The 24,060-nt window shown below is 30.3% G+C and carries 34 protein-coding genes; 2 read left to right on the top strand and 32 right to left on the bottom strand.

Features of this window, described 5'->3' with window-relative positions; all coding sequences use genetic code 11:
- Entirely contained in the window at nt 1-843 is an 843-nt protein-coding gene (gene panC, locus VP91_RS05380) for a pantoate--beta-alanine ligase (protein ID WP_169036428.1), read from the top strand.
- On the opposite strand, the gene mgtE is transcribed toward panC, so the two are convergent.
- Nucleotides 840-2,213 carry a magnesium transporter gene (gene mgtE / locus VP91_RS05375; protein WP_169036427.1) on the bottom strand — a complete coding sequence of 458 codons (1,374 nt, stop codon included), beginning with the start codon at nt 2,211-2,213 and terminating at the stop codon, nt 840-842. The two genes, panC and mgtE, sit on opposite strands and share 4 nt — an antisense overlap.
- A 61-nt stretch (nt 2,214-2,274) precedes the next feature.
- Here mgtE and lipB point away from each other — a divergent pair, with 61 nt between their 5' ends.
- The gene (gene lipB / locus VP91_RS05370) at nt 2,275-2,895 is read left to right on the top strand and encodes a lipoyl(octanoyl) transferase LipB (RefSeq protein WP_169036426.1); all 621 of its coding nucleotides are present in this window, start codon (nt 2,275-2,277) and stop codon (nt 2,893-2,895) included.
- Here the strand turns inward: lipB and VP91_RS05365 are convergent.
- The 31 genes from VP91_RS05365 to rpoC form a co-directional block, all read right to left on the bottom strand.
- A complete protein-coding gene (locus tag VP91_RS05365) occupies nt 2,876-3,790 on the bottom strand; it encodes an RluA family pseudouridine synthase (RefSeq protein WP_169036425.1) in 915 nt (304 codons plus the stop codon). The genes lipB and VP91_RS05365 overlap by 20 nt on opposite strands.
- A gap of 24 nt (nt 3,791-3,814) precedes the next feature.
- Complete coding sequence (rplQ, locus tag VP91_RS05360) at nt 3,815-4,252, bottom strand: 50S ribosomal protein L17 (RefSeq protein WP_169036424.1); 438 nt, start codon at nt 4,250-4,252, stop codon at nt 3,815-3,817.
- A complete protein-coding gene (locus VP91_RS05355; protein ID WP_169036423.1) occupies nt 4,252-5,280 on the bottom strand; it encodes a DNA-directed RNA polymerase subunit alpha in 1,029 nt (342 codons plus the stop codon). Before VP91_RS05355 ends, rplQ begins: the two co-directional genes overlap by 1 nt.
- Complete coding sequence (gene rpsK, locus VP91_RS05350) at nt 5,281-5,745, bottom strand: 30S ribosomal protein S11 (protein ID WP_169036422.1); 465 nt, start codon at nt 5,743-5,745, stop codon at nt 5,281-5,283.
- Between the two features lie 7 nt (nt 5,746-5,752).
- On the bottom strand, nt 5,753-6,136 hold the full coding sequence (rpsM, locus tag VP91_RS05345) for a 30S ribosomal protein S13 (RefSeq protein WP_169036421.1): 384 nt from the start codon (nt 6,134-6,136) through the stop codon (nt 5,753-5,755).
- 55 nt (nt 6,137-6,191) lie between these two features.
- On the bottom strand, nt 6,192-6,755 hold the full coding sequence (locus tag VP91_RS05340) for an adenylate kinase (RefSeq protein ID WP_169036420.1): 564 nt from the start codon (nt 6,753-6,755) through the stop codon (nt 6,192-6,194).
- Nucleotides 6,756-6,758: 3 nt separating this feature from the next.
- A complete protein-coding gene (gene secY / locus VP91_RS05335; protein WP_169036419.1) occupies nt 6,759-8,039 on the bottom strand; it encodes a preprotein translocase subunit SecY in 1,281 nt (426 codons plus the stop codon).
- 10 nt (nt 8,040-8,049) lie between these two features.
- A complete protein-coding gene (gene rplO / locus VP91_RS05330) occupies nt 8,050-8,508 on the bottom strand; it encodes a 50S ribosomal protein L15 (protein ID WP_169036418.1) in 459 nt (152 codons plus the stop codon).
- A complete protein-coding gene (gene rpsE, locus VP91_RS05325; protein ID WP_169036417.1) occupies nt 8,508-9,020 on the bottom strand; it encodes a 30S ribosomal protein S5 in 513 nt (170 codons plus the stop codon). Before rpsE ends, rplO begins: the two co-directional genes overlap by 1 nt.
- Nucleotides 9,021-9,022: 2 nt before the next feature.
- Entirely contained in the window at nt 9,023-9,379 is a 357-nt protein-coding gene (gene rplR, locus VP91_RS05320; RefSeq protein WP_169036416.1) for a 50S ribosomal protein L18, read from the bottom strand.
- Nucleotides 9,379-9,918 (bottom strand): 50S ribosomal protein L6, encoded by a 540-nt coding sequence (gene rplF, locus VP91_RS05315; protein WP_169036415.1) that lies wholly within the window; start codon nt 9,916-9,918, stop codon nt 9,379-9,381. The genes rplR and rplF overlap by 1 nt, the downstream gene beginning before the upstream one ends.
- Nucleotides 9,918-10,313 (bottom strand): 30S ribosomal protein S8, encoded by a 396-nt coding sequence (gene rpsH, locus VP91_RS05310; protein ID WP_169036414.1) that lies wholly within the window; start codon nt 10,311-10,313, stop codon nt 9,918-9,920. The genes rplF and rpsH overlap by 1 nt, the downstream gene beginning before the upstream one ends.
- A 10-nt stretch (nt 10,314-10,323) precedes the next feature.
- Nucleotides 10,324-10,629 carry a 30S ribosomal protein S14 gene (gene rpsN / locus VP91_RS05305; protein WP_169036413.1) on the bottom strand — a complete coding sequence of 102 codons (306 nt, stop codon included), beginning with the start codon at nt 10,627-10,629 and terminating at the stop codon, nt 10,324-10,326.
- Nucleotides 10,630-10,631: 2 nt separating this feature from the next.
- Nucleotides 10,632-11,186: a 50S ribosomal protein L5 gene (gene rplE / locus VP91_RS05300; RefSeq protein ID WP_169036412.1), complete on the bottom strand. Its 555-nt coding sequence runs from the start codon at nt 11,184-11,186 to the stop codon at nt 10,632-10,634.
- Nucleotides 11,186-11,434, bottom strand: coding sequence for a 50S ribosomal protein L24 (gene rplX, locus VP91_RS05295; RefSeq protein WP_169036411.1), 249 nt, complete (start codon nt 11,432-11,434; stop codon nt 11,186-11,188). Before rplX ends, rplE begins: the two co-directional genes overlap by 1 nt.
- A 1-nt stretch (nt 11,435) precedes the next feature.
- Nucleotides 11,436-11,804, bottom strand: coding sequence for a 50S ribosomal protein L14 (gene rplN, locus VP91_RS05290; protein ID WP_169036410.1), 369 nt, complete (start codon nt 11,802-11,804; stop codon nt 11,436-11,438).
- Nucleotides 11,801-12,037, bottom strand: coding sequence for a 30S ribosomal protein S17 (gene rpsQ, locus VP91_RS05285; RefSeq protein ID WP_169036409.1), 237 nt, complete (start codon nt 12,035-12,037; stop codon nt 11,801-11,803). The genes rplN and rpsQ overlap by 4 nt, the downstream gene beginning before the upstream one ends.
- Nucleotides 12,030-12,221 (bottom strand): 50S ribosomal protein L29, encoded by a 192-nt coding sequence (gene rpmC / locus VP91_RS05280; protein ID WP_169036408.1) that lies wholly within the window; start codon nt 12,219-12,221, stop codon nt 12,030-12,032. The genes rpsQ and rpmC overlap by 8 nt, the downstream gene beginning before the upstream one ends.
- A gap of 1 nt (nt 12,222) precedes the next feature.
- A complete protein-coding gene (rplP, locus tag VP91_RS05275) occupies nt 12,223-12,633 on the bottom strand; it encodes a 50S ribosomal protein L16 (protein WP_169036407.1) in 411 nt (136 codons plus the stop codon).
- Nucleotides 12,633-13,313 (bottom strand): 30S ribosomal protein S3, encoded by a 681-nt coding sequence (rpsC, locus tag VP91_RS05270; RefSeq protein ID WP_169036406.1) that lies wholly within the window; start codon nt 13,311-13,313, stop codon nt 12,633-12,635. Before rpsC ends, rplP begins: the two co-directional genes overlap by 1 nt.
- On the bottom strand, nt 13,297-13,695 hold the full coding sequence (gene rplV, locus VP91_RS05265; protein WP_169036405.1) for a 50S ribosomal protein L22: 399 nt from the start codon (nt 13,693-13,695) through the stop codon (nt 13,297-13,299). The genes rpsC and rplV overlap by 17 nt, the downstream gene beginning before the upstream one ends.
- A 2-nt stretch (nt 13,696-13,697) precedes the next feature.
- Nucleotides 13,698-13,994 carry a 30S ribosomal protein S19 gene (rpsS, locus tag VP91_RS05260; protein WP_169036404.1) on the bottom strand — a complete coding sequence of 99 codons (297 nt, stop codon included), beginning with the start codon at nt 13,992-13,994 and terminating at the stop codon, nt 13,698-13,700.
- On the bottom strand, nt 13,994-14,839 hold the full coding sequence (gene rplB, locus VP91_RS05255) for a 50S ribosomal protein L2 (RefSeq protein ID WP_169036403.1): 846 nt from the start codon (nt 14,837-14,839) through the stop codon (nt 13,994-13,996). Before rplB ends, rpsS begins: the two co-directional genes overlap by 1 nt.
- A gap of 3 nt (nt 14,840-14,842) precedes the next feature.
- On the bottom strand, nt 14,843-15,136 hold the full coding sequence (gene rplW / locus VP91_RS05250; RefSeq protein WP_169036402.1) for a 50S ribosomal protein L23: 294 nt from the start codon (nt 15,134-15,136) through the stop codon (nt 14,843-14,845).
- Nucleotide 15,137: 1 nt separating this feature from the next.
- Nucleotides 15,138-15,761 carry a 50S ribosomal protein L4 gene (gene rplD / locus VP91_RS05245; protein ID WP_169036401.1) on the bottom strand — a complete coding sequence of 208 codons (624 nt, stop codon included), beginning with the start codon at nt 15,759-15,761 and terminating at the stop codon, nt 15,138-15,140.
- Nucleotides 15,761-16,471: a 50S ribosomal protein L3 gene (gene rplC, locus VP91_RS05240; RefSeq protein WP_169036400.1), complete on the bottom strand. Its 711-nt coding sequence runs from the start codon at nt 16,469-16,471 to the stop codon at nt 15,761-15,763. The genes rplD and rplC overlap by 1 nt, the downstream gene beginning before the upstream one ends.
- A gap of 2 nt (nt 16,472-16,473) precedes the next feature.
- Complete coding sequence (gene rpsJ / locus VP91_RS05235) at nt 16,474-16,782, bottom strand: 30S ribosomal protein S10 (protein WP_169036399.1); 309 nt, start codon at nt 16,780-16,782, stop codon at nt 16,474-16,476.
- 5 nt (nt 16,783-16,787) lie between these two features.
- Nucleotides 16,788-18,866, bottom strand: a complete 2,079-nt coding sequence (gene fusA / locus VP91_RS05230; RefSeq protein WP_169036398.1) for an elongation factor G — start codon at nt 18,864-18,866, stop codon at nt 16,788-16,790.
- Between the two features lie 6 nt (nt 18,867-18,872).
- Complete coding sequence (gene rpsG / locus VP91_RS05225; RefSeq protein WP_169036397.1) at nt 18,873-19,343, bottom strand: 30S ribosomal protein S7; 471 nt, start codon at nt 19,341-19,343, stop codon at nt 18,873-18,875.
- Between the two features lie 2 nt (nt 19,344-19,345).
- Nucleotides 19,346-19,717, bottom strand: a complete 372-nt coding sequence (gene rpsL / locus VP91_RS05220; RefSeq protein ID WP_169036396.1) for a 30S ribosomal protein S12 — start codon at nt 19,715-19,717, stop codon at nt 19,346-19,348.
- A 170-nt stretch (nt 19,718-19,887) separates the two neighbouring features.
- On the bottom strand, nt 19,888-24,060 hold the full coding sequence (gene rpoC, locus VP91_RS05215; protein ID WP_169036395.1) for a DNA-directed RNA polymerase subunit beta': 4,173 nt from the start codon (nt 24,058-24,060) through the stop codon (nt 19,888-19,890).

Raw genomic sequence — 24,060 nt, 5'->3', positions numbered from 1 at the left:
ATGTTTTACTTATTAATATTGATATTACAAATGAAATTAATAAGACAAATTACTGATTTAAATAAGGCAATAAGTAGTCAGAGGGAATTAGGGTTTGTTCCTACAATGGGAAGTCTACATAAAGGACATGCTTCACTTATTAATTCCTCTAAACAAAAATGCAAAAAAACATTAGTTAGTATTTTTGTTAATCCTACTCAATTTAACGATAACAATGATTTCAAAACATATCCTCGAAATCTAAATAAAGATATAAAATTACTAAAAAGCTTAAAAGTTGATTTTCTTTATGTGCCAACTGTTAGTCAAATTTACAATAATAAGAAACATAAAATAACTAGATTAAATAAATCTGAAAAGATACTTTGTGCCAAATTTAGAAAGGGGCATTTTGAGGGCGTACTTAATGTTATGGGTAGATTTACTGATATAATTAAACCCAAAAATATTTTTATGGGAGAAAAAGATTATCAACAATTTTTTTTAGCACGCAATTTTATTGAAAGAAAATACAAAACAAAAGTTATTGCATGCAAAACAGTAAGAGATGTAAATAAAGTAGCATTATCCTCAAGAAATTCATTACTGGATTTAGAAAGTTTTAAAAAAGCTGGAAAAATTTCTTTAGAGTTAATTAAACTTAAAAATTTAATTAAAAAAAACATTAAAGATAAAAAATTGATTAAAAAAATAAAAGATGATCTTATAAAAAAATTTAAAATTAAAATTGAGTATTTGGAATGTAGGAACACAATTGATCTCAAAACTAATTTAAAGAATAAGCCATTTAAAATTTTTGTTGCCTACTACTTAAAAAATGTAAGACTTATAGACAATTTTTAAAGAAAGTAAGCACTAACTCCTAAAAATGAAACAAAACCAATTACATCAGTAATTGTAGTAACAAAAACACTAGACGCAATTGCTGGATCAATATCCATTTTTTTTAATGTTAAAGGGACAACAATTCCAAATAAGCCTGCCACCATCATCGTAATAATCATCGATACTGAAATAATTAAAGAAAGCAAATTGTCACCAAACCATAAATGTACGATCAATGCGCTAATTATTGCAAAAATAATTCCATTTAAAATTCCAATATTAAATTCTTTTAAAATATTTTGTGTAAAGTTATTTTTAGTTAAATCGTTTGTAGCTAAAGTCCTTACAGTAACTGCCAAAGTTTGCATACCAGCGTTACCACCCATAGATGCAACGATTGGCATTAAAAAGGCTAGAACAACCATCTGTTCTATAGTTGCACCAAATAAACTAATAACCCATGTTGCAAGAAAAGCAGTAAAAAGATTTAGTAAGAGCCAATTAAATCTTCTTTTAGTTTTTGTTAAAACACCATCAGTAATTTCTTCATCACCTACACCTGCCAATCTTAAAGCATCTTCTTCCGCCTCTTCTTTCAAAACAGTTAAAACATCATCATACGTGATCATGCCTACTAGTTTATTCGTTTTATCCACTACAGCAGCTGAATTTAAATTATAATTTTCAAAAACATTACCCACTTCTTCTTTATCCATGTCAACAGGTATTAACAATTGTGACTCGGACATTATAGTAAGCATTTTTATATCTCTTGAAGCTGTTAAAACTTTAGACGAAGGTACAGTTCCAATTGGTTTAAAATCTTCATCTACAATAAAAATTTCAAGAAACTCCTCTGGTAAATCTTTGTTTTCGCGTAAATAGTCTATTGTTTGACCCACTGACCAATTACTTGGAATAGCTGTAAAATCACGTTGCATTATTCTCGCAGCTGTGTCTTCTGGGTAACTCAAACTTTCTAATAAAGCAAAACGATCTTTTGGTGGTAATGAACTTAATATATCGTTTTTATCTTTTTCATCAACATTTTCTAAAATTGCAATTGCATCGTCTGATTCTAAATTTGTTAAAAGTTTGACGATTGAATCAGATGAGAGATAAGCAATAATTTCTGATTGAACAGACTCATTAAGTTCAACGAAAACCTCAGGATCAATATTAAAATTATTAAGTTTTATTAAGTTTTCTCTATCATTTTGACTTAGATGTTCAATAATATCAGCTGCATCTGCTGGATGCATTTCATTAAATGAATTTGTAATAAATTGAGCATCATTATTAGTGATTTTATTTGTAACAACTTTTAAATACTCTTTATTAAACTCAAAATTAACTTTTTTATCTTTTATTTTTTTTATTAAAGACATAAATTTACCTATAAATCAATTTTGAACTCTTAATGCATAATAAGAATATTACAATTTATAAATGAAAATAGAAATTAAAAAGTCAATAAAACCAGTAAAATATGATGTAGCTATAAAGTATTTAGAAGAAAGATTATTGGAAATTACCAACAATAAAAAAAGTGATTTAATTTGGGTTTTAGAACATGATGAAATTTATACAGCTGGTACAAGTTATAAAGAAAATGAAATTTTAAATAAAAGTATCAAAATATTTAAAACTAACCGAGGTGGTAAAATTACCTATCATGGGCCAGGTCAACTAATATGTTATTTTGTTATAGATTTAAAGCCAAGAAAAAAAGACATTAGGAAATTAATAACACTAATTGAAAAAACAATTATCGAAAGTCTAGCTGAATTTAATATCAAATGTTTTGGAGATCCAAAAAATATTGGTATTTGGGTTAATACAAATTCTGGAATTAAAAAAGTTGCTGCAATTGGTGTAAGAGTTAGTAAATGGGTTGCCTATCATGGGTTTGCAATAAATATTGATAACGACATTTTAAAATATCTAAATATAATTCCATGTGGAATTTCAGATAAAGGTGTTACTAACCTAAAAAAAATTAATGACCAAAATTATAATAAATTGAGCGATATAATAATTAAAAACTTATCTATGAACTTAGAAATCTAAGTCTTTTAGTTTTTAAAAGTTTTTTAAAATAATCAGGCAGTAAAGCTGTGTATGTATATTTTTTATCCTTTATCATAAACTTGATTTGATATGAATGAAGCATTAAATTTTTATTAATAGCTTTATTTGTATTACTAAATCTATATTTTTTATCACCATATATAGGACAACCAGCTGCATATAATTGTTTCCTAAGCTGATGTTTTCTACCTGTAATAGGTTTCATTTCTACTAGACTACAAATAGAATTTTTATCTAATACTTTATAGGTTGTACGTGCTCTTTCAACAATTTCCTTATCATTATCATATCTCGTTAGATTATCATTCCATTCACCAAAATCTTTTTGTAATTCTCCATGACATATAGCTAAGTAAGTTTTGTGAACTTTTCTAAGTCTAAATAAAGAAGTTAAAAGCTGTGCAGACTCTCTATGTTTAGCCATAATAAAAACTCCTGATGTATCTTTATCTAATCTGTGAACAGAAAATGGCTTCGTATTTTTAAAAATTTCACTACGTGTAAATATATCAATAAGATTTTTTTTGGATTTAGTTCCTCCTTGAACTGAAATTCCAGAACTTTTATTAAGAACAATGAAGTCGCTATTATTATCAATTATAAGTTCTTCGTTCTCTTTAATAATTTCTTCTGATGGGTCAAATTTAATTGTTTTTTGAACAATTGTTTCTTTAAAATCAAAATTAAATAGGTTTATAACATCCCCTGTTTTTACCTTATGTGAGCTTTTTATTTTTTTACTATTAATTTTAACTTTTCCACTTTTTAAACTTTTTTCTATTAGACCTTGAGGATAATTACCTAGATTATTACGTATCCATCGATCGATACGCATATCGTTAAACGTTGAATCAACGTTAAATGACTTTTTCATGATGATATTATTTTATATGGAAAATTAAGCAGTAGCTAATTTTTTTTCTTCAGTTTTATTTTTACCTGCTTCTTTTTTCTTTTTATCAACCCTCTTTGCCTCAACATCTCTATCTACAAATTCTATAATTGCCATTGGTGCATTATCACCATATCTAAATCCTGCTTTTACAATTCTAGTGTAACCACCTTTTCTTGTTAGATACCTTTTGGATAAGGTTTTTTTAACTTTATTAGTAGATATTATATCCTGCAATTTTGACATTAACATTTTTGTTGTCTGAAGTGTTTCCTTTTTTCCTAAAGTTATAATTTTGTCAGCTTGAGGCTTCAAAAACTTAGCTTTCGGAAGTGTTGTAGTAATCTGTTCATATTTTATTAATGAATTTAGCATATTCTTTAATAAAGCTTTTCTATGTTCTGAAGTTCTGTTTAACTTCTTATTAGCCATCCCATGTCTCATTAGATCTGTTCCTCTAACTTTTTAGACATTTCAGCAATATTATCAGGAGGCCAATTAGGTATTTCCATACCCAAATATAAGGACATACCAGTCAAAACTTCTTTTATTTCATTTAGTGATTTTCTTCCGAAGTTTGGTGTTCTAAGCATTTCTCCTTCAGATTTTTGTACTAAGTCACCTATATAAATAATATTATCATTTTTTAGGCAATTCATTGAACGAACTGATAGTTCTAATTCATCTACTTTTCTTAAAAGATTTTTGTTAAACTCAGGTTCCGTTGATACTTCCTTAACTGTAGTTTCCACCGGCTCATCAAAATTAACAAACATATTTAGCTGATCTTGAAATATTCTAGCAGAGTAAGCAACTGCATCTTCAGCTGATATTGAGCCATTTGTTTCTACTTGCATAGTCAACTTATCATAATCAAGAGCTTTTCCTTCTCTCGCAGTACTAACAGAGTATGAAACTTTTTTAACAGGACTATAAAGTGAGTCTATAGCTATAAGACCTAATGGTGGCTCTTCGGGTTTATTCATTACTGCGGGCACGTACCCTTTCCCATTACCAACGTTCATTTCCATGTGAAAATTTGTTTTTTCATCTAAGTTACAAATTACTAAATCTGGGTTCAAAATTTCAATATCAGCCACAGAAGTAATATCAGAAGCTTTAATTTCACCTGGACCTTTTGCATCTAAGATCAATTTTTTTGAGGTTTCTGATGAACTTTTTAATGCTAAAGATTTAACATTTAACACAATATCTGTAACATCTTCACGCACACCTTTAATAGATGTAAATTCATGTAACACACCATCAATTTGTAATGATGTTACTGCTGCTCCTCTGATTGAAGAGAGTAAAATTCTTCTTAAAGAATTACCTAAAGTCAATCCATAACCTTTTTCTAAAGGTTCTGCTACAATTGTTGCTTGGGATTTATCATCACTAATTTTAACATCTAATTGAGCTGGTTTAATTAATGATTTCCAGTTTTTAACATTTACATTTAAACTTTCCATTTAAACTCTCCTTTTCTTTGGTGGACGCACGCCATTATGTGGCATTGGTGTTGTATCTTTTATCGAAAGAATTTTGAATCCTCTTGCTTGTAGAGCTCTTAATGCTGTTTCTCTTCCTGAGCCTGGACCTTTAACTTCAACAGATAAAGTTTTCATACCACACTCTTGAGCTTTTGATGCAGCAGAGTCAGCTGCTATTTGTGCTGCATAAGGAGTGGATTTTCTAGATCCTTTAAAACCTTTTTGACCAGATGAGGCCCATGAAATAACATTTCCATTAGTATCTGCTATAGAGATTATCGTATTGTTAAAAGTTGACTGCACGTATGCAATACCATTAAGTATGTTTTTTTTTATTTTTTTCTTTTTAGAATATGAACTTTTCTTAGATTTTTTATCCAATTTTTTTTCAACTTTTTTTTCTAAAACAGAATCGTTGTTTTCTACTTTATCTAATTTTGCCATAAATCAATTATTTTTTGAGTGGTGTTAGTTTTTTACCTGCTATTGCAATCGCTTTACCTTTTCTTGTTCTTGCGTTACACCTTGTTCTTTGTCCTCTTACTGGAAGTTTTTTTCTATGTCTTGATCCTCTGTAACATGCTAAATCGATCAACCTTTTTATAGTTAAAGAATAATCTCTTCTTAGATCACCTTCTACTTTAAAATTTGCATCAATATATTCTCTTATTTTTAAAATATCATCGTCTGTTAGTTCGTTTATTCTTTTTTTTGTAGGAATTTCTAATGATTTACAAATTTGATTTGAAAACTTGTCACCGATACCATAGATGTAGGTTAGTCCTATGTGAACAAGTTTATTTTGGGGTATGTTTACACCTGCAATACGAGCCATATTTTTGAGAATAAATTTAGCCTTTTATATAAGAAGATGTTCTAAAGTCAATGTCTTAAACCTTAAGAATATCGTTGATTTTGCTTGTTATTTTATCAATTTCAAGGGTTCCGTCAATTTCATAAAAATTTGGATTTTTAGAATAGAAATCTAAGACTGGGCTAGTAGTTTGCATGTAGGTATCATATCTTTTAAGAATGGTATTTGTATTATCATCTGATCTTCTTTCTAAGATTTTTCTTTTCTCAATTCTTTTTATAATTGTATCTTTATTTACATTAAGGAAGAAAATAAAATCTATTTTTTGTTTTGAGCTTTCTAATAATAAATCTAAATTTTTAGCCTGACTTAATGATCTAGGATATCCATCAAATATTAATTTATCTTTTTTTAAAGGATCAAATAGAATATTTTTTATAAGATTGTTTACTATGTCATCATTAACAAATTTTCCCTCATTCATATTATCTGTTATCTTTTTTCCAATTTCTGAATCTTTTTCTATTTCATCTCTTAACATATCACCTGTTGATATTTGAAAACAATTCAACTTTTTTACTAAATACTTAGATTGTGTTCCCTTACCTGCTCCAGGAGGGCCGAATAAAATAATATTCACTTTTTATTTTCCGAATTTAGTTTTTTTGATTAATTGCTCATATTGTGAGCTCATTAATCTTGTTTGTATTTGAGTTACGGTATCAATTGCAACAACAACAACAATCAAAATTGAAGTACCACCCAGATAAAATGGTATTGGATAATTTGCAATTAAAAACTCTGGCATTAAACAAACTAGTGTTAGATAACAAGCACCAATCGTAGTAAGTTTAGTAACAATTTTATCTATGTACAAAGCTGTATTTTCACCAGGTCTAATTCCTGGTACAAACCCACCATATTTTCTTAAATTATCAGCAGTTTCTGTGGGGTTAAAAGTTATTGAAGTGTAGAAGAAAGTAAAAAATATTATTCCAGAAGCATACAATAACATATAAAGAGGTTGTCCTTGTGTAAAAAATGAGCTTATGTTTAAAAAAGCATCATTGTCAGAAAAACTAAAATTTGAAAAGGTTACAGGCAGTAATAACAAAGCAGATGCAAAAATTGCTGGTATAACTCCAGCTTGGTTAATTTTTAAAGGTAAATGAGAAGATTCTCCCCCATACATTTTATTACCCATTTGTCTTTTGGGGTAATTTATTAAAATTTTTCTTAATGCTCTTTCCATAAAAACAATGAACATAATTGTTCCAACTAATAATACGAAAATTCCGATAATCATCATTGTTGATACGGCTCCAGTTCTGCCTAATTCAAAAGTAGTTACTAAAGCTCTTGGAATTTCAGCAACTATTCCAGCAAAAATTATTAATGAAATACCATTACCAATACCTCTTTGTGTTATTTGTTCACCAAGCCACATTAAAAACATTGTTCCAGCAACTATAGTAGAAACTGCTGTTATCGTAAAAAACAATCCTGGATTAATAACTAAATTTGCAGATGACTGTAAGCCAACTGACAAACCATAGCCCTGAATGGTTGCTAGTAAAACAGTTCCATATCTTGTTATTTGTGTAATCTTAGCTCTACCAATTTCTCCCTGAGCTTTTAAATTTTTAAAATAATCAGATACACCAGTTAGTAATTGAACAATAATAGATGAAGAAATATAAGGCATTATACCCAATGCAAAAATTGCCATTCTACTCACAGCACCACCAGAAAAAACATTAAACATTCCAAGTAATCCTTTTTGATTACCACTCATCATTGTTTGTAATTGTTCAGGGTCTATCCCTGGAATTGGAACAAATGTACCAAACCTATAAACTGCCAAGATAAATATTGTAAAAATTATTCTGTTTTTAAGATCATTAGATTGAGAAGAAGAGCTCATAATATCTTAATTATTTTTTTAATTGAATTGTGCCACCAGCTTTTTCTAATTTAATAACTGCAGATTTAGATATTAGGTCAGCTTCAATTTTTATCTTATCTTTAATGTCACCGGTACCAAGTATTTTTAATTTTTCTGAATTTTTATTAATTAAATTTAATTTTTTGAGTAATGTAATGTTTATTGTATCACTAGCGTTAATAGTTTTTTCATTAATATAAGATTGAATTTTCTCTAAGTTCATTATGGCTATGCTAGATTGGTACCTTTTGATAGCATTGAAACCTCTTTTAGGTAATCTTCTATACAGAGGCATTTGACCACCTTCAAAAGCTTTAATTGCAACTCCAGATCTAGATTTTTGACCTTTAACGCCTCTACCAGATGTTTTACCTTTTCCAGATCCAATACCTCTTCCAACTCTAAGTTTGCTTTTGGTTACTTTACCTGTTGTATTTAATGTGCTCATTAACCTCTTTTTTCAATTACATCAGAAATTTTTTTATTTCTAATAGTTGCTATATGTTTTGGTGAATTTTGTTTAGAAAGAGCTTTCATTGTAGCTCTTATCATATTATGTGGATTCGATGTTCCCATTGATTTAGCAACAATATCTTTTATACCTAAAACTTCACAAACAGCTCTTACAGGTCCTCCTGCAATTATACCCGTTCCCTTGGGGGCAGATCTTAAAACAATTTTTCCTGCACCATCTTTTCCATAAACATCATGATGAATAGTCCTTCCTTCTCTAAGAGGAATATGAATTAAATCTCTTCTTGCCGTTTCATTTGCTTTTTTTATAGCATCAGGAACTTGTTTTGCTTTAGCGTGAGCTATCCCAATTTTTCCTGCCTGATTACCTACAACAACAAGTGCTGAAAAACCAAATCTACGACCACCTTTAACAACTTTGGTTATTCTGTTAATGTGTACTAATTTCTCTAAAATTCCGTCGTCATTTTTATTTTTAAAATCCATAATTAAAATTCCATTCCATTTTTACGTAATGTTTCTGCAAACGCTTTTACTCTACCATGATATTTATAAACACTTCTATCAAAATAAATTTTTGTTATTTTTTTCACTAAAGCTTTTTTAGCTAGATTTTCAGCTACAATTTTGGAAACATCAGTCTTATTAACTTTATTCATATCTCTGATTTCTTTATCAATAGAGGAGGAAGAAAGTAAAGTTACATTCTTAACATCATCAATAATTTGAGCAGATATATTTTTTGACGATCTAGAAATACTCAACCTAAATCTATCAGGAGAAGAGACTTTTTTTGCTTTATTTCTTACTCTAAATTTTTTTCTATCAATAGCTTTTAATTTCATTATTTTTTCTTTCCTTCTTTTCTTAATATGTGCTGACCTTTTTCTCTAATACCTTTGCCTTTATAGGGTTCGGGTTTTCTAAAAGATTTAATCTTTGAACAAACCATGCCAACTTGTTGTTTATCCGAACCACTAACTTTAATAGTAGTTTGTTTTTCAACTATAATTTTAATTCCTTCAGGTATGTCAAAATTTATGTCATGACTATAACCCAGTTGTAAGTTTAATTGCTTCTCTTTTAAAGCGGCTCTATAACCAACACCAACTAACTCAAGTATTTTTTCATATCCAGTGCTAGAGCCGATAACAGCATTGTTGATTAAACTTCTGTTCATTCCCCAAAGTCTTTTTGAATTTTGATCAACTTTTTTAGGTTTAATTGATATTTCTTTTCCTTCTGTAATATTGACACTAAACATCTCTAAATCAACATTAAGAGCTTTTTTTCCTAATGGTCCCTCTATATTAAGAACACTGCCTGATAAAACAGCCTTAACTTTTTCAGGAATTGAGATGCTTATTTTACCAATTTTAGACATTAAAATACCTTACAGATTATTTCGCCACCAACCTTTTGTTTTCTAGCATCAACATCAGTCATAACACCTTTTGGGGTAGATACGATTGCAACACCAAGCCCACCATTAATTTTTGGTAAACTACCTGCACTTGAAAAAATTCTTCTTCCAGGTTTTGAGACTCTTTCAAAAGTACTAATGACTGGATTCCCAGAATAATATTTAAGATCTATTGACAATACTGGCTTTTTATCCTCTGTATCAATTTTATATTCTTTAATAAAACCTTCATTTTTCAAAATATCAGCAATTTTTACTTTAAAATTAGAAGATGGCAGTGCAACCTTCTTGTGATTTCTCACTAAAGCATTTTTTATTCTAGCTATCATATCCCCTATAGGGTCACTTAAACTCATATATTCCTTTCTACCAGCTCGACTTCGTCATACCTGGAATTAATCCATGCAATCCTAAGTCTCTTAAAGCTATTCTTGATATTTTTAACTTTCTGTATACTCCATGTGGTCTACCAGTGATTTTACATCTATTCATTACTCTATTTTTTGCAGAATTTCTTGGTAGGTTAGATAATTTTTGTTGAGCTTTAAACCTTTCCTCTAGAGAGATTTTCTTATCCATGACAATTTTTTTTAAAGCTTGTCTTTTTTTAAAAAGTCTATCTGAAAGTTTAATTCGTTTGTCGTTTTTATTAACTGCGCTTACTTTAGCCATTACTAGTTATCTCCTTTTTTAATAAATGGAAAATTTAATTTTTCTAAAAGAGCAAAACTGTGCTCTTTATTAATAGCAGAAATTACAACTACTATATCAAGTCCCCTGATTTTATCTATTCTATCAAAATTAACTTCTGGGAATATGATATGTTCTTTTATCCCAAAAGTATAATTTCCAAATTTATCAAAACCTTTAGGTGAAAGTCCTCTAAAATCTTTAATTCTAGGTAAGGCAATATTAACTAATCTGTCAATAAATTCATACATTTTATTACCTCTTAAAGTAACTTTTAGACCAGCATTGCTCCCTTTTCTTGTTTTAAAATTGGCTACTGATTTTTTAAATTTCGTTATAACTGGTTTTTGTCCTGTAATTTTTCCTAAATCTTCCTCAGTAGATTTCATTATCTTAGTATCAGCACCATCAAGGCCTAAACCCATATTAATAACAACTTTAACAACTTTAGGTCCTTCATAAGTATTTTTAAAGCCCAATTTCTCTTTAAGAGCAGGTTGTATTTCTTTATAATAAAGTTCTTTTAATCTTGGTATCATTATTTTTTAGCCTCAGTTTTTTTTGATTTTTCCTTAACATCAACAAGCATAAGATTTGAAATATGAATAAAACTTTCTTTAGAAACTATTCCACCTTTTTTTTCTTTTGTTGTTTTTACATGTTTTTTTACAATATTGATCCCTTGTACTTTTACTCTATTGTTAAGTCTGTCGATTTCAATAACTTCACCTTCTTTTTTCTTATCTTTACCAGTTAATACTTTTACTTTTAAACCTTTTTTAATCATTTTATAAAACCTCAGGAGCTAATGAAATTATTTTCATTTGGCCCCTATTTCTTAATTCCCGTGTTACTGGACCAAAAATTCTAGTTCCAACTGGTTCACCTTTGTCATCAACTAAAACTGCAGCATTATTATCAAATTTTACCTTTGATCCGTCATCTCTATGAATTCCTTTTTTAACTCTTACAACTACAGCTTTATGAACTGATCCCTTTTTAACCTTACCTTTAGGTATAGCTTCTTTTACAGCAACAACAATTGTGTCACCAATGCTTGCATATCTACGTTTAGATCCACCTAAAACTTTAATACATTCAATTCTTTTAGCTCCAGTATTATCAGCTACTAACATTTCTGTTTGTACTTGTATCATTTAGAACCATCCATAACTTGAAATTTTTTATTTTTTGAGAATGGTTTACATTCTATTATTGAAACCTTATCTCCAGTTTTAAATTTATTATCTTCATCATGAGCATTATATTTCTTTTTAACTTTTACTACTTTTTTAAGTACAGGGTGAGAGTATTTTCTCTCTACCGCAACTGTAATTGTTTTGTTTGGTTTGTCGCTTGTAACTATTCCTGTTAATATTTTTTTAGGCATTTAATTTTCCTTTAAGTATAGTTTTTAATCTTGCAATTGTTTTCTTTGTTTGTCCAATTTTTGAGGGATCTTTAATTTCAGAATTAATTCTTTGAAATCTAAAATTAAATAAATCTTTTTTAAATTTATCTATATTTTTAATGATCTCATCTTTTGATAATTTTTTAATTTCTTGTTTTTTCATATTATACAAATCTTTTTATAAATTTAGTTTTAATTGGTAGTTTTGCAGATGCTTTATAAAGTGCTTCTTTTGCAATTGTTTCTGAAACTCCATCAATTTCGAATAATATTCTACCTGGTTTGACTCTGCATGCCCAATACTCAGGGGCACCTTTACCTTTACCCATTCTAACCTCAACAGGTTTTTTAGAAACAGGAATATTTGGAAAAATTCTAGTCCAAACACGACCTTGCCTCTTCATGTGTCTGGTTAAGGCAACTCTAGCAGCTTCAATTTGTTTACCTATAATTCTTTCAGGTGCCATTGCTTTTAAAGCAAACGAACCATAGTTAATCTTTGCAGCACGTGTAGCTGTACCATGAATTCTGCCTTTATGAGCTTTTCTATACTTTGTTCTTACTGGCTGTAACATTAATCTTTAACCTCTTTTGCTTTTACTTTGTTAGTTTCTTGACTAAATTCTCTTGCAAAAACTTCCCCTTTGTAAATCCACACTTTAATTCCAATAATTCCAAATGTTGTTAATGCCTCAGCTTCATTATAATCAATATCAGCTCTCAATGTATGAGAGGGGATACTTCCTTCTCTTAACCATTCTGTCCTTGCTATTTCATTACCACCAAGTCTGCCACTAATTGAAACCTTGATTCCTTTGGCACCTAATCTCATACATGATTGCATAGCTCTTTTCATCGCTCTTCTGTATGATATTCTTTTAACCAGTTGTTGAGCAATATTCTCAGCAACAAGATAGGCATTAGTTTCTGGTTTTTTAACTTCTTTAATATTTAATGAAACATCATTACTAGTAAATTTAGACAAATTGTTTTTAATTTTATCAATATCACTCCCTTTTTTACCAATAACAAATCCTGGTCTAGAAGTATAAATTGTCACAAAACATTTATTTGACGTTCTCTCAATCATAACTTTTGATACACCAGAGTTAACTACATTTTTCTTGATATAGGCTCTAATTTTAAAGTCTTCTATTAAATAATTTCCAAAATCTTTCTTTTTCGCATACCAAACAGAGTCCCAACCTCTATTTACACCAAGTCTAAAACCTGTTGGATTAACTTTTTGACCCATGACTCTCCATTTGTTTAATTTCTGATAATATAATTGTAATTGATGAATAAGGTTTTAAAATTGGTGCTGCTCTTCCTTTTGCTCTAGGTCTGAATCTTTTCATAATAATTTTTTTTCCACAATATGCTTCTTTAACAATAAGTTTATCTATATCATATTGATTATTGTTTTCAGCGTTAGCAACGGCTGAAGAAACAGTTTTTCTAATCTCTTTAGTAATTCTTTTAGCAGAAAATTGTAATTCTCTAATAGCAACATCTACTTTTTTTCCAACAATAGATTTTAAAATTGGATTAAGTTTTCTTACACTAGATCTTATATTGTTATTTACTGACCTAACGGTATCTAATTTAATTCTATTATTTTTCTTTTTCTTATTCATAATTATTTTTTAACAGCTGTTGCTGGTTTTGCTTTTTTATCAGCTGGTGTATGACCGAAGAAAGTTCTTGTTGGTGAAAATTCTCCAAGCTTATGACCAACCATATCCTCGGAAATAGTAACTGGTATAAATTTTTTGCCATTATAAATTAAAAAACTAACACCAATAAATTCAGGAATTATTGTTGATTTTCTTGACCATGTTTTAATTGGCATTTTTTTTGGATCTAATTTTTGCTTTTCAACTTTTTTTATTAAGCTTTCTTCTACAAAGGGTCCTTTCCAAACTGATCTAGACATTATTTTTTAGAATCCTTTCTTTTATTTCTTCTTCTCACTATAAATTTATCTGTTCTCTTATTATCTCTAGTTTTTAAACCTTTAGCACCTTGTCCGGTTGGCGATACTGGATGTCTACCACCTGCACTCTTACCTTCACCACCACCGTGTGGGTGATCAACTGGGTTCATTACAACACCTCTAGTATGTGGTCTTCTACCTAACCATCTTGATCTTCCAGCTTTACCTATTTTAATATTTTTTTGATCTGGATTTGATAGAACTCCTATTGTCGCCATGCATCTAGAATCAATTTTTCTCACTTCACCAGATATCATTTTGATTAATGAGTAGTTTCCGTCTAATCCACTAATAGTAACTGAAGTACCAGCTGATCTAGCTATTTTACCTCCACCGCCTGGCTTTAATTCAACATTATGGATATTAACACCAACAGGAATGTCTCTTAAGGGCATACAATTTCCAACTTTAATTTCTTTGGCAGGTCCGTTTTCAACTTTATCACCTACATTAATTTTTTGAGGTGCCAAATAATAAAAATGAGTTCCGTCTTCAAATTTTATTAACATAATGTAACATGATCTGTTTGGATCATATTCTATACGCTCAACGGTACCTGGTACATCCATTTTTTTTCTGTAAAAGTCAACAAGTCGATACATTTTTTTATGACCACCACCTGACATATTTCTAGAAGTAATATGTCCATTGTTATTTCTTCCTCTCATAGAATTTTTTGGCTCAACCAATTGTTTAAATGGTTTGCCCTTCCATAGACCAGCTCTGTCAACTAGAACAGTTCCTCTAGTAGATTTTGTATATGGTTTAAATGTTTTTAATGCCATTATTTAAATTCCTGTTGTTAGATCAATGCTTTGACCTTTTTTTAAAGTTATAATTGCTTTTTTATATCCTTGGACATTTACTTTTTTTCCTCTTTTTACTACTGATCTGTTTTGTTTATTAATAATATTGATTTTTGTAACGTTAACTTTAAAAATCTTTTCTATATTCTTTTTTAGATTAGTTTTGTTTGCAGCTCTAGGTACTTTAAATACAATCTTATTTTGTTCTGATAGGTTTGTAGATTTTTCAGTTACCATCGGTGATAAAATTTTATCGTATAAATGTATTTTATCCATTTTATGAATATCTCTTTTCAAGTTCTTTTACTGAGCTTTCAGTAAATACAACTTTTTTAAATTTAATGATGTCAAAAGCACTAAAATGATTAATGTCAGTAACTTTGATGTTTGGAATATTTCTCATAGATTTTTCTACTTTTTCTTTTGAAGATTTATCTAAAATTATTAATGAGTGTGTTATTTCAAATTTTTTAACAATAGCATTCATTTCTTTAGTCTTTTTAATTTCAGTTCCAAAATCATTGAAAATTAATAAATTGTTAAGTTTGTTTTTTTCTGTGATTAAAGATGCAATACTCAATTTTTTTTCACTTTTATTAAGTTTTCTTTTTTTATAAGCCAGTTGACCTTTAGGGCCATGTGCTACACCACCACCGACGAATATTGGCGCTTTTCTACTCGCATGTCTTGCTCCACCAGTACCTTTTTGAGCATAAATCTTAGACGTAGATCCAGTAATTTCATTTTGTTGTTTGGTCTTACCATGTCTGCCTTTGTAATTGGCATTTGTTTTATACAAAACATTATCTACTAATTTTTTATTTATTTTTGCTGAAAAAATTTTATCTAAAACTTCGATTGAGTCTTTTTTTCCATCTAAATTTAGTTTATTAATTTTCATTATTTCTTTTTCTTTTCAGGTGTTTTTTTAGCTTCGACTGCTGCTGCAATTTTCTCTTTAATTGTCATTTTATTAATAACTTTAACTGACTGTTTAACAAGTATTTCAGAATTTTTTGAGCCAGGTATTGAACCTTTTAAATATAATAATTCATTTTCTAAATCAGTTTTAATAATTTCTAAATTTTGCATAGTCCTGCTTCTATCACCCATATGGCCAGCCATTTTTTTCCCCTTAAAGACTTTTCCTGGATCTTGTCTTTGTCCAGTTGAACCATGAGATCTATGTGACACTGAAACACCATGTGTCGCTCTTAGTCCACCAAAATTATGTCTTTTCATGGCACCTGCAAAACCTTTACCAATGGTTTTAGAAATTGTATCAACAAATTTTACTTCATTAAAAATTTCTAAACCGAATTCATTGCCTTCTTTAAATTCTTCAGTACTTTTAACTCTAAATTCTTTTAACTTTTTTTTGGCTTCTGTGTTTTTCTTTGCATACAAGCCCTTCATAGCCTTTGTAAGTTTTGAACTTTTAATATTTCCAAATCCTAATTGTACAGCTTTATACCCTCGCTTTTCTTCTTCTATAACATTTATTACTCTAGCTTTTTCCATCTTAATTACAGTTACAGGAACTAAACGACCAGTTTTATAAAATTCTCTAGTCATCCCTATCTTTTTTCCAATTAGAGCTAATTCAGTCATAATTAAATTTTTATCTCCACGTCAACACCAGAAGCTAAATCAAGTTTCATTAAGGCTTCTACAGTTTGTGGAGTAGGCTCAATAATGTCAATTAATCTTTTGTGTGTTCTTGTTTCAAATTGTTCTCTACTTTTTTTATCAATGTGAGGACCTTTTAAAACTGTATATCTTTCAATTCTAGTAGGTAAAGGTACGGGGCCTTTGATTGTAGCACCTGTTCTCTTAACTGTATTAACAATTTCTTCTGTTGATGCATCTAAAATCTTATTATCATAAGCTCTTAATTTAATTCTAATATTTTGTTTTTCCATAATAATTATCCAGCAATCTTTTTAGTTACTTCATCTTGAACATTCTGTGGAACTTTAGAATAATGATCAAAGAACATTGAGTACTGAGCTCTTCCTTGAGACATTGATCTTAAACTATTTATATACCCAAACATATTTGCTAAAGGGACCATAGCAGTTATTACAGTTGCATTTCCTCTTTGCTCTTGAGTACTAATTTGACCTCTTCGACTATTTAAATCACCAATTACATCACCCATGTAATCTTCAGGAGTTACAACTTCAACTCTCATAACTGGTTCCAATAACTTTAAAGTACCTTTTGTGCAAGCCTCTTTAAAACATGCTCTACTAGCTAATTCAAAAGCCAGAACACTTGAGTCAACGTCGTGGTGTAAACCATCTAAAATTGTAACTTTATAATCAATCATGGGAAAGCCAGCTAAAATTCCTCCATCTGACACTGTTTCGATACCTTTTTCTACACCAGGAATAAATTCTTTTGGTATTGAACCTCCTTTAATTTTGCTTTCAACAGATCTACCAGCACCAGGTTCTTGAGGTTCTACTAATAATTTTACTTTAGCAAATTGACCAGCTCCACCACTCTGTTTTTTATGTGTATATTCAACTTCTGAGGCATTTTGTAATGTTTCTCTATATGCAACTTGTGGCGCCCCAACATTTGCCTCAACATTAAATTCTCTTTTCATTCTGTCTACAATAATATCAAGATGCAACTCACCCATACCTTTTATAATTGTTTGTCCAGATTCTTCGTCAGAAGTAACTCTGAATGATGGATCTTCTTTTGCTAAACGTCCTAAAGCCTCACCCATTTTTTCTTGGTCAGCTTTTGTTTTAGGTTCAACTGCAATTTCAATAACTGGATCAGGGAATTCCATTGGTTCTAATAGAACTGGATTTGCTTCATCACAAAGAGTGTGGCCTGTTATTGTGTATTTTAAACCAGCTAAAGCAACGATATCACCTGTATTTGCTTCTTTAATATCTTCTCTAGAGTTTGCGTGCATTAAAAGCATTCTGCCAACTCTTTCCTCTTTATCTTTTGAGGTATTATAAATTGCTGTACCAGTTTTGATTGTTCCTGAATAAATTCTAATAAAGGTTAATGAACCAACAAATGGATCATTTGCAACTTTAAATGCTAATGCAGAAAATCCAGCACCATCTTCGAATTTCATTTTAATAACATCTTCACTGCCCGGTTTTGTTCCATCGATAGAACCAATATCGATTGGACTTGGCAAATAATTGATAACTGCATCAAGTAATGGCTGAACACCTTTATTTTTAAAAGCTGACCCAGTAGTTATTGGAACAAAACTGAAATTTAAAGTTCCTTCTCTAATACATCTCACTAAGTCTTCTTCTTTAATTTCTTCCCCATTTAAATACCCTTCCATGAGCTTTTCGTTTTGTTCAACAGCCATTTCTACAAGTTCTGTTCTATATTTTTGTGCAATTTCCTTTAAATCCTCAGGAATTTCTTTATATTCCCACTCAGCTCCAAGTGCTTCGTTTTTCCATACTTGTGCTTTCATTTTTACTAAATCAACAACTCCTGACAAATCTGCTTCTATTCCTATTGGAATTTGAATGGGTAATGGTTTACAACCAAGTCTATCTCTAATCATGTCTACACATCTATAGAAATCTGCACCTGTTCTATCTAATTTATTAACAAAACAAATTCTTGGAACTTTATATTTATCTGCTTGTCTCCAAACTGTTTCTGATTGAGGCTCTACACCAGCAACACCATCAAATACACATACAGCACCATCTAAAACTTTTAAAGATCTTTCAACTTCAATTGTAAAATCCACGTGACCAGGTGTATCTATAATATTGATTCTATGATCATTCCAAAAACAAGTAGTTGCTGCTGAAGTGATTGTAATTCCTCTTTCTTGTTCTTGTTCCATCCAGTCCATAGTTGCAGCACCGTCATGAACTTCACCAATTTTGTGACTTTTTCCTGTATAATATAAAATTCTTTCAGTTGTAGTTGTTTTTCCTGCATCTATATGAGCCATGATACCAATATTTCTGTATTTATCTAATGTATGTGTTCTAGCCATAATTTTTTACCACCTGAAATGAGCAAAAGCTTTATTTGACTCTGCCATTTTATGTACATCTTCTCTTTTTTTTACTGCAGAACCTTTTTTTTCATAGGCATCATACAGTTCATTAAAAATTTTGTCTGACATATGTTTGTCTTTTCTTTTTCTTGAGGCATCAACTAACCATCTGATAGCGAGAGCTTGTGCTCGTTTACTTTTAACTTCAACAGGGACTTGGTAAGTTGCTCCTCCTACTCTACGCGATCTTACCTCTACTGTTGGTTTAATATTATTTATTGCTTCGTTAAAAACATTGATAGGTTCTTCTTTTGTTTTAGATTTTATTTTTTCAATAGCTTCATAAACTATTTTTTCAGCTACTACTTTTTTTCCATCGTACATTATAGAATTAATTAATTTAGGAATAATTGTAGAACTAAATATTGGATCTGGAACAACAACTTTTTTTGGTTGAGTTTTTTTTCTAGACATAATTACTTACCTTTTTTAGTTCCATACAAAGATCTACGTTTTTTTCTGTTTGCAACGGCTTGAGTATCTAAATTTCCTCTGAGAATGTGATAACGAACACCAGGTAAATCTTTTACACGGCCACCTCTGATTAAAACAACTGAGTGTTCTTGAAGGTTATGTCCTTCACCACCAATGTAAGCTGTAACTTCAAAACCATTTGAAAGTCTAACTCTTGCAACTTTTCTTAAAGCAGAGTTTGGTTTTTTAGGAGTTGTTGTATAAACTTTAAGACATACACCTCTCTTTAAGGGTTGCTTTTCTAGTGCTGGAACTTTGTTCCTAGCAACTGGTCTAGTTCGTTTTTTTCTTAACAACTGATTAATAGTTGGCATAAAATAATGTTTATTAATTAATTTATTTTTGAATGAAAATAACTGACAGGTTATTTTGTGGCAGCGTTTAGTACTGTGTAACAAGTACTACATTCCAACCAAAAACACCGTCAAAATACTGTTTAATTTGACTTTGTCAAACTAAAACTACAATTTTAACGTGTTATATTTTATTGATTAGCTTGAGTTTCTGTCGATTCACTGGGCTCTATTTTGTCTTGCTCAGCAAGGAATTTGTTATCATCTTCTAAAGCTTTTTTGTTCCAGTTATTCTTAATATGACCAGTACCTGCTGGCACTAATCTCCCAACAATAACATTTTCTTTTAGCCCATTTAATGGGTCTACTTTGCCTTTAATAGCAGCATCTGTTAGTACTCTTGTAGTTTCTTGGAAGGAAGCTGCAGATATAAAGGATTCTGTTTGTAATGATGCCTTTGTAATCCCCATTAAAACTCTTTCACCGACCGCAGGATTTTTTCCTTCTGCTACTAATTTTTCGTTTGTGATATCGAATTTAATTCTATCAATCATTTCCCCTGGTAGATAACTTGAGTCACCAGAAACTTTAACTTCAATTTTTTTAAGCATTTGTCTTAAGATAGTTTCGATATGTTTATCATTAATTATTACACCTTGTAATCTGTAAACTTCTTGAACTTGGTTTACAAAATACTCAGTTAAATCTTTGATACCTAAGATCCTTAAAATATCATGTGGTAAAGGTTGTCCATCAAGTAGGTATTCACCTTTCTTAATCTTTTCACCTTGATTGAAGTTTATATGCTTGCCCTTAGGTATTAAATAATTAGAAGCTTCTCCGTCTTCTGGTTGAATAGAAATTTTTTGCTTTCCTCTTACTTCTTTACCAAATAAAACTTGTCCATCATTTTCAGCAATAATTGCACTATCTTTTGCTTTTCTTGCTTCAAATAATTCTGCAACACGAGGTAATCCTCCTGTAATATCTTTTGTTTTAGTTGTTTCTTTGGGTAGTCTAGCAATTATATCACCTGCAAATATTTTTTGACCATCTTTTACAGACAAAATTGAGTCTGGGACTAGATAATATCTAGCTTCATTATCATCTGCTTTTTTTATTACATTTCCCTTGCCATCTCTTAAAGTAATTCTTGGTTTTAAGTCAGTATTTTTAGATTGAGCTCTCCAATCAATTACAGATTTGGATGAAATACCAGTTGCATCGTCAGTGGTCTCTTGAATTGAAACACCATCAATCAAATCAACATAGCCAGCTATACCACTTTTTTCTGCTATTACTGGTGTTGTATAAGGGTCCCATTCACAGATTTTATCATTTGATTTTACTTTGTCTCCATTTTGGAAAAATAATTTAGATCCATAAGCTACTTTATAAATTGCAACCTGAACACCATTATCATCTTCAATTGAAAGCTGCGTGTTTCTTCCCATTACAATCAAATTTTTCTTAGAGTCTTCAAGTAAATTAGAGTTTATAATTTTTAAGGTTCCAGCTGTCTTAGAAATTATCTGAGACTCTTGCTTAACAGAGGCGGTACCACCCACATGGAAAGTTCTCATTGTTAATTGAGTTCCTGGCTCACCAATTGACTGGGCTGAAATCATTCCGATAGCTTCACCAACATGTACCATTTTACCTCTTGATAAATCACGTCCATAACAAGTTGCACAAACTCCAAGTTTAGAACTACATGTCATAACCGAGTAGGCTTTTATAAATTTGACACCAGCAGCATCAATTTTATCGCATCCAGCTTCATCAATCATAGTTTCTTTTTTAATAACTACTTCACCTGTAATAGGGTTTTTAACATCAAAGGCAGTCACTCTTCCTAAGGCTCTTTCAGACAAACTGACAACTACGTTTCCACCTTCCAGAATTTCACCTAATTCAATAAAACCAGGGTTTTCACATTTTATTTTGGTAATTGTAAGATCCTGTGCTACATCACAAAGTCGTCTAGTTAAGTATCCAGAACTTGCTGTTTTTAATGCTGTATCTGCAAGCCCTTTTCTAGCTCCATGAGTTGAGTTAAAATATTCAAGGGCAGTAAGACCTTCTTTAAAATTAGAAATAATTGGAGTCTCAATAATTTCCCCAGAAGGTTTAGCAATAAGTCCTCTCATTCCAGCTAACTGCTTCATTTGAGCGGCTGATCCTCTGGCTCCGCTGTCTGCCATCATAAATACAGAATTAATTTTCATTCCTTCTGGAGTACTTTCTGTTGCAGAAATTCCTCTCATCATTTCACCAGCTACTTTATCAGTACACTTTGACCAAGCATCAACTACTTTATTGTATTTTTCTCCTCGAGTAATCAAGCCTTCAGAATATTGATTTTCATAATCTGCAATTAGTTTTTTGGTATCTTCAATTAATTGACCTTTATTTTCAGGTATAACTAGGTCATCTTTACCAAATGAAATACCGGCTTTAAATGCATGCTTAAAACCTAAATCTTTTAAATGGTCACAAAAAATTACTGTAGTTTTTTGACCACAAAATCTAAATACACTATCAATAATTTCAGAAACTGTTTTTTTTGGTAGTAATCTGTCTATCAATGAAAAAGTGATATCTTTATTTTTAGGTAATAGATTAGCAAGTAAAAATCTACCTGCTGTAGTTGTGTGTTTTTCAAATTTTTGATTTCCTTTTTCATCAACTGTTTCAAATCTTGAAACAATAGTTGAGTGTACTTTGATTTGACCTGTAGATAACGCATGCTCAATTTCATTGTTATTTACAAAATAGCCATCTGGTTTTTCTGTTTGAAAAGGTGCTTGTGACAAATAGTAAAGACCTAAGATCATATCCTGACTTGGTACAATAATAGGTTTTCCATTTGATGGACTTAAAATATTGTTAGTAGAAAGCATTAAAATTCTTGCTTCTAATTGGGCTTCTAAACTTAACGGCACGTGTACAGCCATTTGATCTCCATCAAAGTCAGCATTAAATGCTGCACAACATAGTGGATGAAGCTCAATAGCATCACCTTCAATTAATTTTGGTTCAAAGGCTTGAACACCAAGTCTGTGAAGTGTAGGAGCTCTATTAAGAATTACAGGATGTTCTCTAACTATTAATTCAAGAGCATCCCAAACTGCATTAGTTTCTTTTTCAACTAATTTCTTTGCCTGTTTAATAGTTGATGCTAGTCCAAGTTTATTTAATCTTGCGTATAAGAATGGCTTAAATAACTCTAAAGCCATTTTTTTGGGTAAACCGCATTCATGTAACTTTAGGTCTGGTCCAACAACAATCACTGATCTACCAGAATAATCTACTCTTTTTCCTAATAAATTTTGTCTAAATCTCCCCTGTTTACCTTTTAACATCTCTGCTAAAGATTTAAGAGGTCTTTTTCCTGTGCCTGTTATTACTCTTCCTCTTCTACCATTATCAAATAATGCGTCTACAGATTCTTGTAGCATTCTTTTTTCATTTCTCACAATTATGTGTGGGGCTTTAAGATCCATTAATCTTTTTAAACGATTATTTCTATTTATAACTCTTCTATAAAGATCATTTAAATCAGATGTTGCAAATCTTCCACCATCTAGCGGAACCAAAGGCCTTAGCTCAGGTGGTATTACAGGAATAACTGTTAAAATCATCCATTCTGGTTTTTGACCTGTTTCTATGAAAGACTCAATTAATTTAAGTCTTTTAATAGATCTTTCTTCATTAACTTTAGATTTTGTTTCTTTAATAGAATTAATTAAATTTTTTCTTTCTAGTTCTAGGTCCATTGATTTTAAAATAGAAAGTATGGCTTCTGCACCAATACCAACTTCAAAAGACTCTTCACCAAATTCATCTTGGTGTTTTGCTAATTCTTCTTCATTTAAAAGTTGATGTTTTTTAAGTCCAGTTAATCCTGGCTCTATAACTATAAAATTTTCAAAATATAAAACTCTTTCGACTTCTTTTAATTTCATATCTACTGCAAGAGAAATTCTACTAGGTAGAGACTTTAAAAACCAAATATGAGCAACTGGAGTTGCTAGATTAATATGACCCATTCTTTCTCTACGAACATTAGATTTTGTAACTTCAACACCACATTTCTCACAAATGATCCCCCTAAATTTCATTCTTTTGTATTTTCCACACAAGCATTCATAATCTTTTATCGGACCAAAAATTCTTGCACAAAATAAACCGTCTTTTTCTGGTCTAAAAGTTCTGTAATTTATAGTTTCTGGCTTTTTAATTTCTCCATAAGTCCAAGATTTAATTTTTTCAGGACTGGCTAATGTAATTTTAATGCTATTAAAATTTTGAGCTTCAGAAATTCCAGTATTTTTGAATAGGTTTGTTAATTCATTTTTCAT

The organism is Candidatus Pelagibacter communis (assembly GCF_012932795.1).
GTDB classification, from domain to species: Bacteria; Pseudomonadota; Alphaproteobacteria; order Pelagibacterales; family Pelagibacteraceae; genus Pelagibacter; species Pelagibacter ubique_S.
This window is presented reverse-complemented; position numbering and strand designations above follow the sequence as displayed.

Coding starts and splice junctions, on each gene's coding strand:
- rpsH (WP_169036414.1), bottom strand. CDS start 10,313: ATGAGTTTAAGTGACCCTATAGGGGATATGATAGCTAGAATAAAAAAT.
- rplV (WP_169036405.1), bottom strand. CDS start 13,695: ATGAATAAGAAAAAGAAAAATAATAGAATTAAATTAGATACCGTTAGG.
- rpsG (WP_169036397.1), bottom strand. CDS start 19,343: ATGTCTAGAAAAAAAACTCAACCAAAAAAAGTTGTTGTTCCAGATCCA.
- rpmC (WP_169036408.1), bottom strand. CDS start 12,221: ATGAAAAAACAAGAAATTAAAAAATTATCAAAAGATGAGATCATTAAA.
- rpsJ (WP_169036399.1), bottom strand. CDS start 16,782: ATGGAAAAACAAAATATTAGAATTAAATTAAGAGCTTATGATAATAAG.
- rplX (WP_169036411.1), bottom strand. CDS start 11,434: ATGATTAAAAAAGGTTTAAAAGTAAAAGTATTAACTGGTAAAGATAAG.
- rplD (WP_169036401.1), bottom strand. CDS start 15,761: ATGAAAATTAATAAACTAAATTTAGATGGAAAAAAAGACTCAATCGAA.
- rpsQ (WP_169036409.1), bottom strand. CDS start 12,037: ATGCCTAAAAAAATATTAACAGGAATAGTTACAAGCGACAAACCAAAC.
- rpsC (WP_169036406.1), bottom strand. CDS start 13,313: ATGGGTCAAAAAGTTAATCCAACAGGTTTTAGACTTGGTGTAAATAGA.
- fusA (WP_169036398.1), bottom strand. CDS start 18,866: ATGGCTAGAACACATACATTAGATAAATACAGAAATATTGGTATCATG.
- VP91_RS05365 (WP_169036425.1), bottom strand. CDS start 3,790: ATGAAAAAGTCATTTAACGTTGATTCAACGTTTAACGATATGCGTATC.
- rplO (WP_169036418.1), bottom strand. CDS start 8,508: ATGAGCACATTAAATACAACAGGTAAAGTAACCAAAAGCAAACTTAGA.
- rplW (WP_169036402.1), bottom strand. CDS start 15,136: ATGGATAAAATACATTTATACGATAAAATTTTATCACCGATGGTAACT.
- rpoC (WP_169036395.1), bottom strand. CDS start 24,060: ATGAAAAATGAATTAACAAACCTATTCAAAAATACTGGAATTTCTGAA.
- rpsM (WP_169036421.1), bottom strand. CDS start 6,136: ATGGCTCGTATTGCAGGTGTAAACATACCCCAAAATAAACTTGTTCAC.
- VP91_RS05355 (WP_169036423.1), bottom strand. CDS start 5,280: ATGGAAAGTTTAAATGTAAATGTTAAAAACTGGAAATCATTAATTAAA.
- rplC (WP_169036400.1), bottom strand. CDS start 16,471: ATGACTGAATTAGCTCTAATTGGAAAAAAGATAGGGATGACTAGAGAA.
- rpsL (WP_169036396.1), bottom strand. CDS start 19,717: ATGCCAACTATTAATCAGTTGTTAAGAAAAAAACGAACTAGACCAGTT.
- rplE (WP_169036412.1), bottom strand. CDS start 11,186: ATGATACCAAGATTAAAAGAACTTTATTATAAAGAAATACAACCTGCT.
- rpsS (WP_169036404.1), bottom strand. CDS start 13,994: ATGTCTAGATCAGTTTGGAAAGGACCCTTTGTAGAAGAAAGCTTAATA.
- rpsE (WP_169036417.1), bottom strand. CDS start 9,020: ATGGATTTTAAAAATAAAAATGACGACGGAATTTTAGAGAAATTAGTA.
- mgtE (WP_169036427.1), bottom strand. CDS start 2,213: ATGTCTTTAATAAAAAAAATAAAAGATAAAAAAGTTAATTTTGAGTTT.
- rplN (WP_169036410.1), bottom strand. CDS start 11,804: ATGATACAAGTACAAACAGAAATGTTAGTAGCTGATAATACTGGAGCT.
- rplP (WP_169036407.1), bottom strand. CDS start 12,633: ATGTTACAGCCAGTAAGAACAAAGTATAGAAAAGCTCATAAAGGCAGA.
- rplB (WP_169036403.1), bottom strand. CDS start 14,839: ATGGCATTAAAAACATTTAAACCATATACAAAATCTACTAGAGGAACT.
- rplR (WP_169036416.1), bottom strand. CDS start 9,379: ATGAAATTAAAAGCTATTGATAGAAAAAAATTTAGAGTAAGAAATAAA.
- rplQ (WP_169036424.1), bottom strand. CDS start 4,252: ATGAGACATGGGATGGCTAATAAGAAGTTAAACAGAACTTCAGAACAT.
- rpsK (WP_169036422.1), bottom strand. CDS start 5,745: ATGGCAAAATTAGATAAAGTAGAAAACAACGATTCTGTTTTAGAAAAA.
- panC (WP_169036428.1), top strand. CDS start 1: ATGTTTTACTTATTAATATTGATATTACAAATGAAATTAATAAGACAA.
- rplF (WP_169036415.1), bottom strand. CDS start 9,918: ATGTCTAAAATTGGTAAAATAAGCATCTCAATTCCTGAAAAAGTTAAG.
- lipB (WP_169036426.1), top strand. CDS start 2,275: ATGAAAATAGAAATTAAAAAGTCAATAAAACCAGTAAAATATGATGTA.
- rpsN (WP_169036413.1), bottom strand. CDS start 10,629: ATGGCTAAAGTAAGCGCAGTTAATAAAAACGACAAACGAATTAAACTT.
- secY (WP_169036419.1), bottom strand. CDS start 8,039: ATGAGCTCTTCTTCTCAATCTAATGATCTTAAAAACAGAATAATTTTT.